We start from the raw sequence: 15,350 nt of genomic DNA on the forward strand, positions 1-15,350 counted from the left end.
GGAGGGAGGCGACACATGAGCAGGCGCTCAGGAATCCTCGAGTTCGCCGTTCTCGGCCTGCTCCGCGAAGCACCGATGCACGGGTACGAGCTGCGCAAGCGGCTCAACACCTCGCTGGGCATCTTCCGGGCCTTCAGCTACGGCACCCTCTATCCCTGCCTGAAGACGCTGGTCGCCAACGGCTGGTTGATCGAGGAGCCGGGCAGCGCGCCCGAGGAGGCCGTGGCGGCTTCACTCGCAGGACGCCGCGCCAAGATCGTCTACCGGTTGACGGCCGAAGGTAAGGAGCACTTCGAGGAGCTCCTCACCCACGCCGGCCCGGACGCCTGGGAGGACGAGCACTTCGCCGCCCGCTTCGCGTTCTTCGGTCAGACCGAGCGCGAGGTGCGGATGCGGGTGCTGGAGGGCCGTCGCAGCCGGCTGGAGGAGCGCCTGGAGAAGATGCGCGCCTCTCTGGCCCGCACGCGCGAGCGCCTCGACGACTACACGCTTGAGCTGCAGCGCCACGGAATGGAGTCCGTGGAGCGCGAAGTGCGCTGGCTGAACGAGCTCATCGAGAGCGAGCGGGCGGGACGGGATCAGCGATCCGGCCCCGACGCCCCCGAGGGCGCCGCTCAGCGGAACAAGGAATCTGGAGAAACGGGCGGCCTGCCCCGGCACGGGGGCAGTACCCGGCCGGATCCGTCCGACGACACCGCCAAGTGAAACCCTGCGTTCGCAGGGCTTCCACGACACACAGGGAGCAACCGGAAATGGGTTCGGTTCGCGTAGCCATCGTCGGCGTGGGCAACTGCGCCGCCTCGCTGGTGCAGGGCGTCGAGTACTACAAGGACGCCGACCCGGCGTCCAAGGTGCCCGGCCTGATGCACGTCCAGTTCGGCGACTACCACGTCGGCGACGTGGAGTTCGTGGCCGCGTTCGACGTGGACGCGAAGAAGGTCGGCCTCGACCTCTCCGACGCCATCGGCGCCAGCGAGAACAACACCATCAAGATCTGCGACGTCCCGAACAAGGGCGTCACGGTCCAGCGCGGCCACACCCTCGACGGTCTCGGCAAGTACTACCGCATGACGATCGAGGAGTCCTCCGAGGCTCCCGTGGACGTCGTCCAGGTGCTCAAGGACAAGCAGGTCGACGTGCTCGTCTGCTACCTGCCCGTGGGTTCCGAGGACGCGGCGAAGTTCTACGCCCAGTGCGCCATCGACGCCAAGGTCGCCTTCGTCAACGCCCTCCCGGTCTTCATCGCCGGCACCAAGGAGTGGGCGGACAAGTTCACCGAGGCCGGTGTCCCGATCGTCGGCGACGACATCAAGTCCCAGGTCGGCGCCACCATCACGCACCGCGTGATGGCGAAGCTGTTCGAGGACCGCGGTGTCCGTCTCGAGCGCACCATGCAGCTCAACGTCGGCGGCAACATGGACTTCAAGAACATGCTCGAGCGTGACCGCCTCGAGTCCAAGAAGATCTCGAAGACGCAGGCCGTCACCTCGCAGATCCCCGACCGCGACCTGGGCGAGAAGAACGTCCACATCGGTCCGTCGGACTACGTGGCCTGGCTCGACGACCGCAAGTGGGCGTACGTGCGCCTCGAGGGCCGCGCCTTCGGCGACGTCCCGCTGAACCTGGAGTACAAGCTCGAGGTGTGGGACTCCCCGAACTCCGCGGGTGTCATCATCGACGCCCTGCGCGCCGCGAAGATCGCCAAGGACCGCGGCATCGGCGGCCCGATCCTCTCCGCGTCGAGCTACTTCATGAAGTCCCCGCCGGTCCAGTACTTCGACGACGAGGCCTTCGCCAACGTCGAGAAGTTCATCAAGGGCGAGGTCGAGCGCTGACCTGACGGTCCAGCCGCTCACTGACGAGGGTCCCCGTGGCACTGCCCGGGGGCCCTCGTCGTATGTGAATCTTGCTGCCATGCCCGTCGTGCGTGATCTACGCGTCCTGCTGCGCCTGCAGGGTTTCCGCCGCCTGCTCGCCGTCCGCCTGCTCTCCCAGGGCGCCGACGGCGTCTACCAGGTCGCCCTGGCCACGTACGTCGTCTTCTCACCGGAGAAGGAGACCAGCCCGGCCGCCATCGCCTCGGCCATGGCGGTCCTGCTGCTCCCGTACTCCCTCGTCGGGCCCTTCGCCGGCGTCCTGCTCGACCGCTGGCGGCGGCGCCAGGTCTTCCTCTACGGAAATCTGCTCCGCGCCTGCCTCGCCGGCGCCACCGCGGTGCTGATGCTGCTCTCGGTGCCCGACTGGCTCTTCTACGCCTCCGCCCTCACCGTCACAGCCGTCAACCGCTTCGTCCTGGCCGGCCTCTCGGCCGCGCTTCCGCGCGTGGTCGACGACGAGCGGCTCGTCATCGCCAACTCGCTCTCCCCGACCGCCGGCACGCTCGCCGCCACCGCGGGCGGCGGACTGGCCTTCGGCGTGCGGCTGATCGCCGACGACTCCGACGCCGCCGTCGTCCTCCTGGGCGCCGTCCTCTATCTCTGCTCCGCGCTCGCCTCTCTGCGGATGTCGCGCGAGCTGCTCGGTCCCGACCCGGAGCTGCTCCATCCCCGGCTCGCCACCGCCCTGTCCTCCACCGCACGAGGACTGGTCGGCGGACTGCGGCATCTCTCCCAGCGGCGGCTCGCCGCCCGGGCACTCGCCGCGGTCACCCTCATGCGCTTCTGCTACGGCGCCCTGTTCGTGACGGTGCTGATGCTCTCGCGGTACGCCTGGAGTTCCACACAGTCCGACGGCCTCGCCGTGCTCGGGGTGGCCGTCGCCGCCTCGGGCGCCGGATTCTTCGCCGCCGCCGTGCTCTCTCCGTGGGCGGTCGGAAGGCTCGGCGCGCTCGGCTGGATGACTCTCTGCACGGGTGCCGCCGCCGTCCTGACGCCCGCGCTGTGCCTGTCCTTCGCGCGCACACCGTTCCTGGTGGCCGCCTTCGTGCTCGGCCTGATCACCCAGGGCGCGAAGATCGCGACGGACACCGTCGTTCAGACCTCGGTGGACGACGCCTACCGCGGGCGGGTCTTCTCCCTCTACGACGTCCTCTTCAACGTCGCCTTCGTCGGCGCCGCCGGAGTCGCTGCGCTGATGCTGCCGCCGGACGGCCGTTCCGCCGCTCTCGTGACGCTGGTGTCCGCGCTCTACGCCGTCACCGCGCTCTTCCTGGTCCACGCCAGGAGAAGCGCCCGCAGAGAGGCCGACGAAAAGGGGTGATGTTTCACGTGAAACATCACCCCTGCCCGAGCGATCCGGTCGATGTTTCACGTGAAACATCGACCGTGAAACGCCGGCCTCGCGTCAGTCGGCCTGCGTCGCCCACCACTCCTTGAGCGCGGCGACAGCCGCGTCGTGCCCCATCGGCCCGTTCTCCAGCCGCAGCTCCAGCAGGAACTTGTAGGCGCGGCCGACCTCCGGACCGGGACGGATCCCCAGGATCTCCTGGATCTCGTTGCCGTCGAGGTCCGGACGGATCGAGTCCAGCTCCTCCTGCTCCTGGAGCCGGGCGATGCGCTCCTCCAGACCGTCGTACGCCCGGGAGAGCGCGGCGGCCTTGCGCTTGTTGCGGGTGGTGCAGTCCGAGCGCGTCAGCTTGTGGAGCCGGGACAGCAGCGGTCCCGCGTCGCGCACATAACGACGGACGGCCGAGTCGGTCCACTCGCCCGTGCCGTAGCCGTGGAAGCGCAGATGCAGCTCCACCAGACGCGAGACGTCCTTGATCATGTCGTTGGAGTACTTGAGCGCCGTCATGCGCTTCTTGGTCATCTTCGCGCCGACCACCTCGTGGTGGTGGAACGAGACCCGCCCGTCCGACTCGAAGCGGCGGGTGCGCGGCTTGCCGATGTCATGGAGCAGGGCCGCCAGGCGCAGCACCAGGTCCGGGCCGTCCTCCTCCAGGTCGATGGCCTGGTCGAGCACCGTGAGCGAGTGCTCGTAGACGTCCTTGTGCCGGTGGTGCTCGTCGCTCTCCAGGCGCAGCGCCGGAAGCTCCGGGAGGACGTAGGCGGACAGGCCGGTGTCGACGAGGAGCCCGAGGCCCTTGCGCGGATGGGCGGAGAGCAGGAGCTTGTTGAACTCCTCACGGATGCGCTCGACGGAGACGATCTCCAGCCGGCCCGCCATCTCCTTCATGGCGGTGACGACCTCGGGAGCCACCTCGAAGTCCAGCTGGGCAGCGAAGCGGGCGGCCCGCATCATGCGCAGCGGGTCGTCGGAGAAGGACTCCTCGGGCGTGCCCGGCGTGCGCAGCACCCGGGCGGCAAGGTCCTCGAGACCGCCGTGCGGGTCGATGAACGCCTTCTCGGGGAGGGCCACGGCCATCGCGTTGACGGTGAAGTCCCGCCGGACCAGGTCCTGCTCGATGGAGTCGCCGTAGGAGACCTCGGGCTTGCGGGACGTGCGGTCGTACGCCTCGGAGCGGTAGGTGGTGACCTCCACCTGGAAGTTCTGGACAGCGTCTCCGACCCGGGCCTGCTTCTGGCAGCCGACGGTGCCGAAGGCGATCCCGACCTCCCAGACGGCGTCGGCCCACGGACGGACGATCTTCAGCACGTCCTCGGGGCGGGCGTCGGTCGTGAAGTCCAGGTCGTTGCCGAGACGGCCAAGGAGAGCGTCGCGTACCGATCCGCCGACCAGCGCGAGGCTGAACCCGGCCTCCTTGAAGCGGTTGGCGAGGTCGTCGGCGACGGGGGACACGCGCAGTAGTTCACTGACCGCGCGGCGTTGCACCTGGCTCAGTGCAGTCGGGTTGTCTTCGTTGGCGTTCGGCACAACAGAAAAGGGTACGTGCCCCCGCTCACCGCGACGTCCCCCGTTTTCCCGTGGGCGCCCGGCGGGCGGCGCCCCCGCGGGCCCGCTCACGGCCACGTCCGCTCGCACCGGCTGGAGCAGTCCCCGGCACTTGCCCCCCGCGTGCCTCGTTACCATGCCTGGACACAGCAACCGGGAACCACCGACACCACTGACACCACAGACAACGACGAGGACGGGCGACGCGTGGCCGAGGCGGCAGCTATCCAGGGGACCGTTCCCTCACCTGCCCGCCGCTGGCTGCGGCGCATGGCCTCCCTCGCCGTCGCGGCCCCGCTGCTGGCCGGCCTGGTCCAGGTCGCACCGGCGCCCGCGGCCGCCGCCGCCGAGAGCCCCAGCGGCTCCGGGACGGTGGATGTGTCGGTCGACACGCTGACGCCCAGCGCTCCGGTGGAGAGCGACACCCTCACCATCACGGGAACGGTCACCAACGAGGGCAAGCAGGCCGTGACCAATGCCACGGTCGACCTCCGCGTCGGCCCCCAGATGACCAGCCGGAGCGAGATCGAGGACGTCTCCGGCCGCGGCGCCTACCGCGACGGCCGCGACCCGGCGCCTCTCGGCGAGCCCTATGCCGTCAAGATCCCGTCGCTGGGAGCGGGACTCAGCAAGGAGTTCACGCTCTCCGTCCCCGTCTCCAAGCTGGAACTGGACGACGCCGGCGTCTATCAGCTCGGGATCTCCCTCACGGGCGAGACCGCGAGCCGCCCGTACGGCCGGGTCCTCGGCATCGAGCGGACCTTCCTGCCGTACCAGCCCGAGGACACCGAGAAGAAGACCCAGCTCACCTACCTCTGGCCGCTGATCTCCACCGCCCACGTCTCCGCCGAGACGGGTGCCGATCTTCAGCAGACGCCGGTCTTCGAGAACGACGACCTCGCCGCCGAGCTCGCCCCGGGCGGCCGGCTCCACGAGATGGTCGCGCTCGGCAAGGACCTCCCGGTCACCTGGGTGATCGACCCGGACCTGCTGGCCAGCGTCAACGCCATGACCGAGCCGTACATGGTCAAGAGCGGGACGACCGAGGTGCCGGGCAGGAACCAGGACGTGGCCGAGCGGTGGCTGGACGCCCTGGAGAAGGCCGTGCAGGGCCACAAGGTCGTCGCCCTGCCCTTCGCCGACCCGGATCTGGCCTCCCTCGCCCACCACGGCAAGTCGGTCCCCGGGTCTCTCAGCCACCTCCAGCAGGCGACCGCGCTCGCCTCCACCACGGTCGAGACCATCCTGCACGTGAAGCCGTCCACCGACTTCGCCTGGCCCGTCGACGGCGCCGTGGATCCCTCGATCATGGCCGTGGCCACCTCCGCGGGCGCGCGCAACGTGATCGCGCGCAGCGACAGCTTCCGCGACGACCTCTCGTACACGCCCACCTCGGCCCGTCCCATCGGCGGCGGCACCACCGCGATCGTCAGCGACGCCGTCCTGTCGAAGGCCTTCCAGGGCGACCTCATCCGGGCCGAGAACGCGACCCTTGCCGTCCAGTCCTTCCTCGCCCAGTCGCTGGCCGTCACCCTGGAGCTGCCCGAGGAGCAGCGCAGCGTCGTCGTCGCGCCGCAGCGCATGCCCACGACCGCTCAGGCCCAGAGCATCGCCACGGCCTTGAAGGGCCTCGCCGCCCAGCGCTGGACGCAGCCGCAGGACCTGCTGGCCGCCGCCACGGCCACGCGCGACCCGGACGCGTCGACCCGGGTGCCGGGCAGCGGCTCGTACCCGAAGAAGCTGCGCGCCCAGGAGCTCGACACCACGGCCTTCGAGCAGATGAAGGACACCCGGGACGAGCTGGACGACTTCAAGGTGATCCTCACGGCGCCGGACCGCGTGGTGCCGCCCTTCAGCAACGCGATCAGCCGGGAGATGTCGACCTCGTGGCGCGGCCAGGCCCCGTCGGCCGCCTTCTACCGCGCCGAGGTCCAGCGCTACCTGGGCGGCCTCACCGAGGAAGTCCAACTGATCAAGAAGTCGGACCTCACCCTGTCCGGCCGCAGCGCCACCATCCCGGTGACCGTGCAGAACCGGCTGCTTCAGGGTGCCGACCACCTGGTGCTGCGGCTGACCTCGGGCAACAAGACCCGCCTGCAGCTGAACGACGGCGCGGCGATCGCCGAGCTGCCGGTGAAGATCAACGGCGGCCACAGCCAGTCGGTGAAGTTCCCCGCCTCGGCCAACGCCAACGGCCCGGTCCCGATGAAGGCCCAGCTGTACACGGAGGACGGCACGCCCTACGGGGCCCCGATGACGTTCACCGTGAAGGTCTCCGAGATCACTCCCACGGTGATGCTGGTGATCGCCGGCGGTGTGCTGCTGCTCGTCCTCGCCGGCGTCCGGATGTACAGCCAGCGCAAGCGTGCCGCCGCCCGGAACGCCGAGGCGGAGACGGACGCGGAGACCGACGCGGAGGCGGAGAAGGAAGCCGAGGCCGGCGACGAGACGGCCTCGGAGCCCGGGGCCAGGACCCGGGACGAGGCGGACGGCGTGCCGGACGCCGGGCCCGGGCCGGATCCCGAGCAGCCGAGTGACCCGACACCGGACACCGGGCCCGAAAGCGGCAACCCGTCGGGCCCGGGTGAGAAAGTGGACCGTTGAGCGATGTCGTGGCCGGTCGGCCGGGGACGATGAGGTGGGGTAACCATGAACGCGCCGTACGACGGTGACCGCGGCCAGAGCGTGGGCGGCAACGCGCCGTCCGGTGACACGCCCGCGGCACCGGCACCCGGCCACCCGCCGGTGCCGCCGCCGCAGCAGGCCGCCCCGGATCCGTACGCACCTGACCAGCAGAACCCGTACGCCCAGGATCCCTACGTGCAGGACGCCTACGCCCACGACCCCTTCGAGGGACGTGACCTGTCCGCGCAGGATCCGGTCACCGAGGCGCTCTACGACCGCGCCGCCCACCCGCCGCCCCCGCCCGGCACCTACGCCGAGCCGCAGCCGCTCTACCAGCAGCCGGCGGTGCCTCCGCACGCTCCGGATCCCCGTGTGTGGGCCCAGACGCCCGCTCCCGAGCCCGACGGGCCCTCGCGCCACCTTCCGTACGGCGACGACGCCCGGACCGTCCAGTTCACCGGCGTCGACGACCTGGTGACCCGCGCGGGAGAGGAGGAGCCGGAGCCCGACGCCTTCGCCCACCTCTACCGCGACCAGCAGACGCCCGGCCAGGTGCCTCCACCCGCCCCGGAGCCGAACCCCATGCCCGCGCCCGCCCCGAAGAAGAGCGGCCGCGCCTCCGGGCTGCTCAAGTCGAGCGCCGTGATGGCGGCCGGCACGCTCGTCTCCCGCCTCACCGGTTTCGTCCGCAGCCTGGTGATCACCGGTGCCCTCGGTGCCGCGCTCCTCGGTGACACCTTCACCGTCGCCTACACCCTGCCGACGATGATCTACATCCTCACCGTCGGCGGCGGCCTCAACTCTGTCTTCGTGCCGCAGCTGGTCCGCTCCATGAAGAACGACGAGGACGGCGGCGAGGCCTACGCCAACCGTCTGCTGACCCTCGTGATGGTCGCGCTCGGCGCGATCGTCGCCCTCGCCGTCTTCGCGGCCCCGCTGCTGGTCCGGCTGATGTCGAACACCATCGCCGACGACGCGGCGGCCAACAGCGTCGCCGTCACCTTCGCCCGTTACTGCCTGCCCACCATCTTCTTCATGGGCGTGCACGTGGTGATGGGTCAGATCCTCAACGCCCGCGGCAAGTTCGGCGCGATGATGTGGACCCCGGTCCTCAACAACATCGTCATGATCGCCACGTTCGGCCTGTTCATCTGGGTCTACGGCACCTCCGCCGAGTCCCACATGGGCGTCCAGACGATCCCGGACGAGGGCGTCCGCCTGCTCGGCGTGGGCACCCTGCTCGGCCTGGCCGTGCAGGCCCTGGCGATGATCCCGTACCTGCGTGAGACCGGCTTCCGCTTCCGTCCCCGGTTCGACTGGAAGGGCCACGGCCTCGGCAAGACGGTCAAGCTGGCCAAGTGGACCGTCCTCTTCGTCCTCGCCAACCAGGCCGGTGTCCTGGTGGTCACTCAGCTCGCCACGGCGGCCGGTGAGGAGTCAGGCAAGAACGGCGCCGGCTTCCTCGCCTACTCCAACGCCCAGCTGATCTGGGGCATGCCGCAGGCCATCATCACCGTCTCCGTCATGGCCGCGCTGCTGCCGCGCATCTCCCGCGCCGCGTCCGACGACGACCCGGGCGCCGTCCGCGACGACATCTCGCAGGGCCTGCGCAACTCGGCCGTGGCGATCGTGCCGGTGTCCTTCGCCTTCCTCGCGCTCGGCGTGCCGATGTGCACCCTGCTCTACGCCTCCAGCGGCGTCGAGGCCGCCCAAGGCATGGGCTTCATCCTGATGGCCTTCGGCCTCGGCCTGATCCCCTACTCCGTGCAGTACGTGGTGCTCCGCGGCTTCTACGCCTACGAGGACACCCGGACGCCCTTCTACAACACGGTGATCGTGGCCGCCGTCAACGCGGCCGCCTCCGCCGTCTGTTACGTGGTGCTGCCCGCCCAGTGGGCCGTCGTCGGCATGGCCGCCTCCTACGGCCTGGCCTACGCGGTCGGCGTCGGCGTGGCCTGGCGCCGGCTGCGCAAGCGCCTCGGCGGCGACCTGGACGGCGCCCACGTGATGCGCACCTACGCCCGGCTGTGCCTGGCCTCCGTGCCGGCCGCGATCGTCGCGGGAGCGGCCGGCTTCGGCCTGCTGAAGGTGCTCGGCGAGGGCGCCCTGGGCTCGCTCGTCGCCCTGGTGGCCGGCGGCGCCGTCCTGCTCGGCGTCTTCTTCGTCGCCGCCAAGCGCATGCGGATCGCCGAGCTCAACTCCATGGTCGGCATGGTGCGCGGGCGCCTGGGACGCTAGTCGGACACGGGCGCGCGGGGTTCGCACAACCATCGCCTGCCGACGCGTGTCGTGCATAGGGCCGGACTGTGGGCACAATTGGCATGGCTGTTGGATGTGGCGCAACGGATGGGGAGGCAGGAACGACGGTGGCGGAACGTAGCACGGCTGCCGTCGACGTGGCCGACAACAGCGGTGACGACCCGCTGACCGCCAAGGCGGACAAGGCCGCGACCGACGGGGTGGCGGAAGCGCAGAAGAAGGCGGGCACACCCGCCGAGGCCACGACGAGCAAGGCGGTCGAACGACAGAACGGCGAACAGCCCTCCATCACGGCACCGGAGCTGCACAGCGGCCACAAGCTGGCCAGGAGGTACCGGCTGGAGGAGTGCGTCACCCGACTGGACGGATTCAGCAGTTGGCGTGCCGTGGACGAGAAACTCCGCCGGGCCGTCGGTGTCCACATCCTTCCCGCCGACCACAGCCGGGCCCGGTCCGTGCTGGCCGCCGCACGCTCCGCCGCGCTCCTGGGCGATCCGCGGTTCGTGCAGGTCCTCGACGCCGTCGAGGAGAACGACCTGGTCTACGTCGTGCACGAGTGGCTGCCCGACTCCACCGAGCTCACCGCGCTGCTCGCGGCCGGCCCGATGGAACCGCACGACGCCTATCAGCTCGTCAGCCAGGTCTCGCAGGCCATGGCCGCCGCCCACCGCGAGGGGCTCTCCCACCTGCGGCTCACCCCGAGCGCGGTGCTGCGCAGCTCCACCGGCCAGTACCGCATCCGCGGCCTCGCCGTGAACGCCGCCCTGCGCGGCATCAGCGCGGAGCGCCCGCAGCGCACGGACACCGAGGCCATCGGCGCCCTGCTCTACGCGGCGCTCACCCAGCGCTGGCCGTACGAGAACGACGCGTACGGCCTCACCGGCCTCCCCAAGGGCGTCGGGCTGCTTCCGCCCGACCAGGTGCGCGCGGGCGTCCACCGGGGCCTTTCGGAGATCGCCATGCGGGCCCTGGCGAACGACGGCGCCACCGCATCGCGCCAGGAACCGCCCTGCACCACCCCGGACGAGCTCGCGAAGGCCGTCGCGGCGATGCCGCGCATCCGGCCGCCCGAGCCGGAGTTCCCGCTCCCCGCGCCGCCGGAGTACCAGCGCACCACGTACCAGCAGGGCACGTACGGGCGTCCTCAGCCGCGCCCGGTGGTGACCCAGCCGATCGTGACCCCGCCGCCTCCGCTGCAGAGCCGTGCCGGCAAGGCGCTGAAGTGGGCCGTCTCGGCGCTGCTCATCGCCGCCCTGGGCCTGGGCAGCTGGCAGATCGCGGACCGTCTCCTGGACCAGAACAAGGCGCCGGAGAGCCCGCAGAACATCCAGCCGCAGCAGGAGCAGGACGAGAAGGAGCCGGCGGCCGACGGGAAGCCGATCGCGATCGTCGACGCGCACGACTTCGACCCGCTCGGCGACGGTGCCGAGAACCACGACCAGATAAAGAACGCCTACGACGGCGACCCGAGCACCTCGTGGAAGACCATGCGGTACGACGGGTCCTCGAAGTTCGGCAATCTCAAGGACGGCGTGGGCATCGTTCTGGACCTCGGCAAGGTCCAGCAGGTCGCCAAGGTCGAGGTCACCTTCCAGGGCTCGACGTCGGTCCAGCTGCGGACGGCGCCCGAGAGCGCCTCGTCGTATCCGGACCAGCCCGGCGCCTACGCCACGCAGGACTCGAAATCCGGCACCCAGGTGTCGCTCCAGCCCGCCAAGGCGGTCACGACGCGATACGTCCTCGTCTGGCTGACCGACCTGCCCGTCGGCGGAGGCGGCTACCAGGCCCAGATCTCCAACATCAAGATCACCAGCTGACGCGACACGGGGGGAGGGGCTCACCGTTGGACAACGCCGCACACGACGAGCGCAGTGACCAGGAACTGCTGGCCTGCCATGTGGCCGGCGATCCGGACGCCTTCGGTGAGCTCGTCCGACGCCATCGAGACCGGCTGTGGGCGGTCGCCCTGCGAACGCTGGGCGACCGCGAGGAGGCCGCTGACGCCGTCCAGGACGCCCTGGTGTCGGCCTTCCGGGCCGCCCATACCTTCCGGGGCCAGTCGGCCGTCACGACCTGGCTCCACCGCATCACCGTGAACGCCTGCCTCGACCGGGCCCGCAAGACCGCCTCTCGCCGGACCTCACCCGTGGACGACACCGACCGCTTCGAGCAGCTCCTCGAACCGCACGAGTCCGCCGAGGCGCCCGCCGAGCGCCAGGACCTCCACCGCCAGCTGCTCGCCGCCCTCGCCACGCTGCCCACGGAGCAGCGCGCGGCCCTCGTCCTCGTGGACATGCAGGGATATCCGGTGGCCGAGGCCGCTCGTATCCTCGATGTCCCCACCGGAACGGTGAAGAGCCGGTGCGCCCGAGGACGGGCCCGACTGCTGCCGATGCTCACTCATCTGCGCGGTGACACGGTGGATAACGAAGACCTCGACCGGGGAAGGAACCGGACGCGGGGGGCATCCGTCCCACCGGTGCCGGGACCGACGGATACCGGACCGAGCAATCCAGCGGCTGTGAAGGGCGGAGGTGGGCGCGCGTGACTTCCACGGCCGACATGACTCAGCACCCGGACGTCTCGGAGATCTCCGACCTCACCGAAGGACTGCTCTCACCCTCCCGCAGCGCGGCCGTACGGCAGCACCTCGACGGCTGCCCGCTGTGTGCCGACGTGCGGACCTCCCTGGAGGAGATCCGGGCCCTCCTGGGCACTCTTCCCGGGCCGCCCCGGATGCCCGCCGAGATCGCCGGGCGGATCGATGCCGCACTCGCCGCCGAGGCACTGCTGAGCGCGACCGCCCCGGACACCGATGCCGCCGTTTCACGTGAAACATCGCGCAGCCGTCCCGCGGCATCCGTGTCGACCGCCGACCGGCCGGCCGGCCACTCCTCCGCCGCCACCGGCCCGGGCCGCCCTCGCAGGTCCCGCCGCCGGGTCGCGGTCGTCGGCGCGGCCTTCGGCGCCGCCGCTCTGGGTCTGGGCCTCTTCTTCGTCCAGTCAGGAGCTCTGGACCTCGGCGGCGCCACCGCGTCCGGTGACAAGAAGTCCGATGTCGCGGTCTCCTCGGCCGCCGCCCAGTTCGACGGCCGGACCGTCGACTCCACGGTGCAGAGCCTCCTGCGCCAGGACAGCACCTTCAAGGCCCCTCAGGACCGAGGCGGCTCGCCCGCGCCGCTCACCGCGGAAAGCGGCGGCGACGGCCGCCAGCGGTCCACGGAGGCCCTGCCGGACTGCGTCAAGGCCGGCACCGGCCGCCCCGAGGCGGTCCTCGCCTTCCAGAAGGGCGACTACCAGGGCACGCCTGCCTACCTTCTCGTCCTCCCCGACACCACGGACGGCACACGGGTCCAGGCCTATGTGATCGATGCCTCCTGCGCCTCCGGAGGCGGGAACACCCCGGCCGAGGTGCTGCTTCAGGAGTCCGTGCCTCGCTCGTGACCTCGACGCCGCGCCAAGCGGCGGTCTCGGGAATGCTGGGCCCGTAGGATCGGTTGGGTGGGGTGAAAGTCCCGATCCGATCGCCCCGTAGGCAGTAGGCAGTCTGCAGAGACGAGGAAGAAACCCGTGAGCGACGTCCGTAACGTGATCATCATTGGCTCCGGGCCCGCGGGTTACACCGCTGCGCTCTACACGGCCCGCGCGTCGCTGAAGCCGCTCGTTTTCGAGGGTGCCGTCACCGCTGGTGGCGCCCTGATGAACACGACCGACGTGGAGAACTTCCCGGGCTTCCGTGACGGCATCATGGGCCCGGACCTGATGGACAACATGCGCGCCCAGGCCGAGCGCTTCGGCGCCGAGCTCGTCCCGGACGACATCGTCGCCGTCGACCTCACGGGCGAGATCAAGACCGTCACGGACACCGCCGGCACCGTGTACCGCGCGAAGGCCGTCATCGTCACCACCGGCTCGCAGCACCGCAAGCTCGGCCTGCCGAACGAGGACACCCTCTCCGGCCGCGGTGTCTCCTGGTGCGCCACCTGCGACGGCTTCTTCTTCAAGGACCAGGACATCGCCGTCGTCGGCGGCGGCGACACCGCGATGGAGGAGGCCACCTTCCTGTCGCGCTTCGCCAAGTCGGTCACGATCGTCCACCGCCGGGACACCCTGCGCGCCTCCAAGGCGATGCAGGAGCGTGCCTTCGCCGACCCGAAGATCAAGTTCGCCTGGGACAGCGAGGTCGCCGAGATCCACGGCGACCAGAAGCTCACCGGTCTGACCCTGCGCAACACCAAGACGGGCGAGACCAGCGAGCTCCCGGTGACGGGCCTCTTCATCGCCGTGGGCCACGACCCGCGCACCGAGCTCTTCAAGGGCCAGCTGGAGCTGGACGCGGAGGGCTACCTGAAGGTCGACGCCCCGTCGACGCGGACCAATCTCCCGGGTGTCTTCGGCGCCGGCGACGTCGTCGACCACACCTACCGTCAGGCGATCACCGCCGCCGGCACCGGCTGCTCCGCCGCGCTCGACGCCGAGCGCTTCCTGGCCGCCCTCGCCGACAGCGAGAAGCTGGCCGAGACCCCTGCGGTCTGACCGCTCTCTACTCCCCTCAGCCCACACCCCGTTTGTGAATTAAGGAGGCCGCCGTGGCCGGCGCCCTGAAGAACGTGACCGACGCTTCCTTCGAAGAGGACGTCCTCAAGAGCGACAAGCCCGTCCTGGTGGACTTCTGGGCTGCCTGGTGCGGCCCGTGCCGCCAGATCGCCCCGTCGCTCGAGGCCATCGCCGCCGAGCACGGTGAGATCGAGGTCGTGAAGCTCAACATCGACGAGAACCCGGCCACCGCTGCCAAGTACGGCGTCATGTCCATCCCGACGCTCAACGTCTACCAGGGCGGCGAGGTCGTGAAGACGATCGTCGGCGCCAAGCCCAAGGCCGCGATCCTGCGCGACCTCGAGGGCTTCGTCGAGGCGAAGGCCTGACGCCTCCGCTGTTTCACGTGAAACAGCGACGGCCCGCCCCTTTCCGAAGGGGCGGGCCGTCGTCGTCTGTGTCCTCGTCCGTCAGAGCGGCCGCAGCACGGGCTCCTTCTGCACGGCGCCCAGGAGTCGGTCGAGGGCCATCTCGACGTCCTCCTTCCAGGAGAGCGTCGTCCTCAGCTCCAGGCGCAGCCGAGGAAAGGTCGGATGCGGCCGCACGGTCTTGAAGCCCACGGCGAGCAGATGGTCGGCCGGCAGCACACAGGCCGGCTCCTTCCAACGGGCGTCGCCGAAGGCCTCGATCGCCTTGAATCCCCGCCGCAGCAGATCCTTCGCCACGGTCTGCACCATCACCCGGCCCAGCCCCTGCCCCTGGTAGCCCGGCATGATCCAGGCCGTCATCAACTGCGCGGCGTCCGCGGCGACCGGGCTCGTGGGAAAGGCGGTGGAGCGGGGCACATACGCCGGAGGCGCGTACAGCACAAAGCCGACGGGGACGTCGTCGACATAGACCACCCGGCCGCAGGAACCCCATTCCAGGAGCACGGCGGAGATCCAGGCCTCCTTCTCCAGCTCCGGACGGCCGGCCTTGACCGCGGCCTCTCCACTCACCGGATCGAGCTCCCAGAAGACACAGGAGCGGCATCGCTTGGGCAGATCCGGAAGGTTGTCCAGCGTGAGCGGTACGAGCCGACGCCCCACGGCTGTTCCTCGCTTCCCTCGGCCATCGCTGTACGCATTCGCCCTTCCGATCGTAACGACGGGCCGAACAGG

The 15,350-nt window shown here is 70.4% G+C and carries 12 protein-coding genes; 10 read left to right on the forward strand and 2 right to left on the reverse strand.

The genetic code is table 11. From position 1 onward, the window contains the following. Positions 1-15: 15 nt before the first annotated feature. The 3 genes from ACIGO8_RS14190 to ACIGO8_RS14200 all read left to right on the forward strand — a co-directional run bounded on the left by ACIGO8_RS14190 (position 16) and on the right by ACIGO8_RS14200 (position 3,198). Entirely contained in the window at positions 16-705 is a 690-nt protein-coding gene (locus ACIGO8_RS14190) for a helix-turn-helix transcriptional regulator (RefSeq protein WP_399729010.1), read from the forward strand. A gap of 47 nt (positions 706-752) precedes the next feature. Next, positions 753-1,835, forward strand: coding sequence for an inositol-3-phosphate synthase (locus ACIGO8_RS14195; RefSeq protein ID WP_399729013.1), 1,083 nt, complete (start codon positions 753-755; stop codon positions 1,833-1,835). 79 nt (positions 1,836-1,914) lie between these two features. Beyond that, complete coding sequence (locus ACIGO8_RS14200; RefSeq protein WP_399729017.1) at positions 1,915-3,198, forward strand: MFS transporter; 1,284 nt, start codon at positions 1,915-1,917, stop codon at positions 3,196-3,198. A gap of 84 nt (positions 3,199-3,282) precedes the next feature. Here ACIGO8_RS14200 and ACIGO8_RS14205 read toward each other — a convergent pair whose 3' ends face one another. Continuing rightward, complete coding sequence (locus tag ACIGO8_RS14205; protein ID WP_399729020.1) at positions 3,283-4,752, reverse strand: CCA tRNA nucleotidyltransferase; 1,470 nt, start codon at positions 4,750-4,752, stop codon at positions 3,283-3,285. Between the two features lie 225 nt (positions 4,753-4,977). On the opposite strand from ACIGO8_RS14205, the gene ACIGO8_RS14210 reads away from it, so the two are divergent. The 7 genes from ACIGO8_RS14210 to trxA all read left to right on the forward strand — a co-directional run bounded on the left by ACIGO8_RS14210 (position 4,978) and on the right by trxA (position 14,579). Then, a complete protein-coding gene (locus tag ACIGO8_RS14210) occupies positions 4,978-7,374 on the forward strand; it encodes a DUF6049 family protein (RefSeq protein ID WP_399729023.1) in 2,397 nt (798 codons plus the stop codon). Positions 7,375-7,419: 45 nt separating this feature from the next. Next, positions 7,420-9,633 (forward strand): murein biosynthesis integral membrane protein MurJ, encoded by a 2,214-nt coding sequence (murJ, locus tag ACIGO8_RS14215; protein ID WP_399729026.1) that lies wholly within the window; start codon positions 7,420-7,422, stop codon positions 9,631-9,633. A gap of 128 nt (positions 9,634-9,761) precedes the next feature. Then, positions 9,762-11,471, forward strand: a complete 1,710-nt coding sequence (locus tag ACIGO8_RS14220) for a serine/threonine protein kinase (protein ID WP_399729028.1) — start codon at positions 9,762-9,764, stop codon at positions 11,469-11,471. 26 nt (positions 11,472-11,497) lie between these two features. Then, the gene (sigM, locus tag ACIGO8_RS14225) at positions 11,498-12,202 is read left to right on the forward strand and encodes an RNA polymerase sigma factor SigM (RefSeq protein ID WP_399729031.1); all 705 of its coding nucleotides are present in this window, start codon (positions 11,498-11,500) and stop codon (positions 12,200-12,202) included. Further along, complete coding sequence (locus ACIGO8_RS14230) at positions 12,199-13,098, forward strand: anti-sigma factor family protein (protein WP_399729034.1); 900 nt, start codon at positions 12,199-12,201, stop codon at positions 13,096-13,098. Before sigM ends, ACIGO8_RS14230 begins: the two co-directional genes overlap by 4 nt. Positions 13,099-13,224: 126 nt before the next feature. Next, on the forward strand, positions 13,225-14,190 hold the full coding sequence (trxB, locus tag ACIGO8_RS14235) for a thioredoxin-disulfide reductase (RefSeq protein WP_399729037.1): 966 nt from the start codon (positions 13,225-13,227) through the stop codon (positions 14,188-14,190). Positions 14,191-14,243: 53 nt separating this feature from the next. Next, a complete protein-coding gene (gene trxA, locus ACIGO8_RS14240) occupies positions 14,244-14,579 on the forward strand; it encodes a thioredoxin (protein ID WP_382539053.1) in 336 nt (111 codons plus the stop codon). A gap of 81 nt (positions 14,580-14,660) precedes the next feature. Here the strand turns inward: trxA and ACIGO8_RS14245 are convergent, their stop codons facing one another. Continuing rightward, positions 14,661-15,278 (reverse strand): GNAT family N-acetyltransferase, encoded by a 618-nt coding sequence (locus tag ACIGO8_RS14245; RefSeq protein ID WP_399729041.1) that lies wholly within the window; start codon positions 15,276-15,278, stop codon positions 14,661-14,663. Between the last annotated feature and the right edge of the window lie 72 nt (positions 15,279-15,350).

It is taken from the genome of Streptomyces sp. NPDC053493, from assembly GCF_044544825.1.
GTDB lineage: Bacteria > Actinomycetota > Actinomycetes > Streptomycetales > Streptomycetaceae > Streptomyces.

Coding starts and splice junctions, on each gene's coding strand:
- ACIGO8_RS14195 (WP_399729013.1), top strand. CDS start 753: ATGGGTTCGGTTCGCGTAGCCATCGTCGGCGTGGGCAACTGCGCCGCC.
- murJ (WP_399729026.1), top strand. CDS start 7,420: ATGAACGCGCCGTACGACGGTGACCGCGGCCAGAGCGTGGGCGGCAAC.
- ACIGO8_RS14200 (WP_399729017.1), top strand. CDS start 1,915: ATGCCCGTCGTGCGTGATCTACGCGTCCTGCTGCGCCTGCAGGGTTTC.
- ACIGO8_RS14190 (WP_399729010.1), top strand. CDS start 16: ATGAGCAGGCGCTCAGGAATCCTCGAGTTCGCCGTTCTCGGCCTGCTC.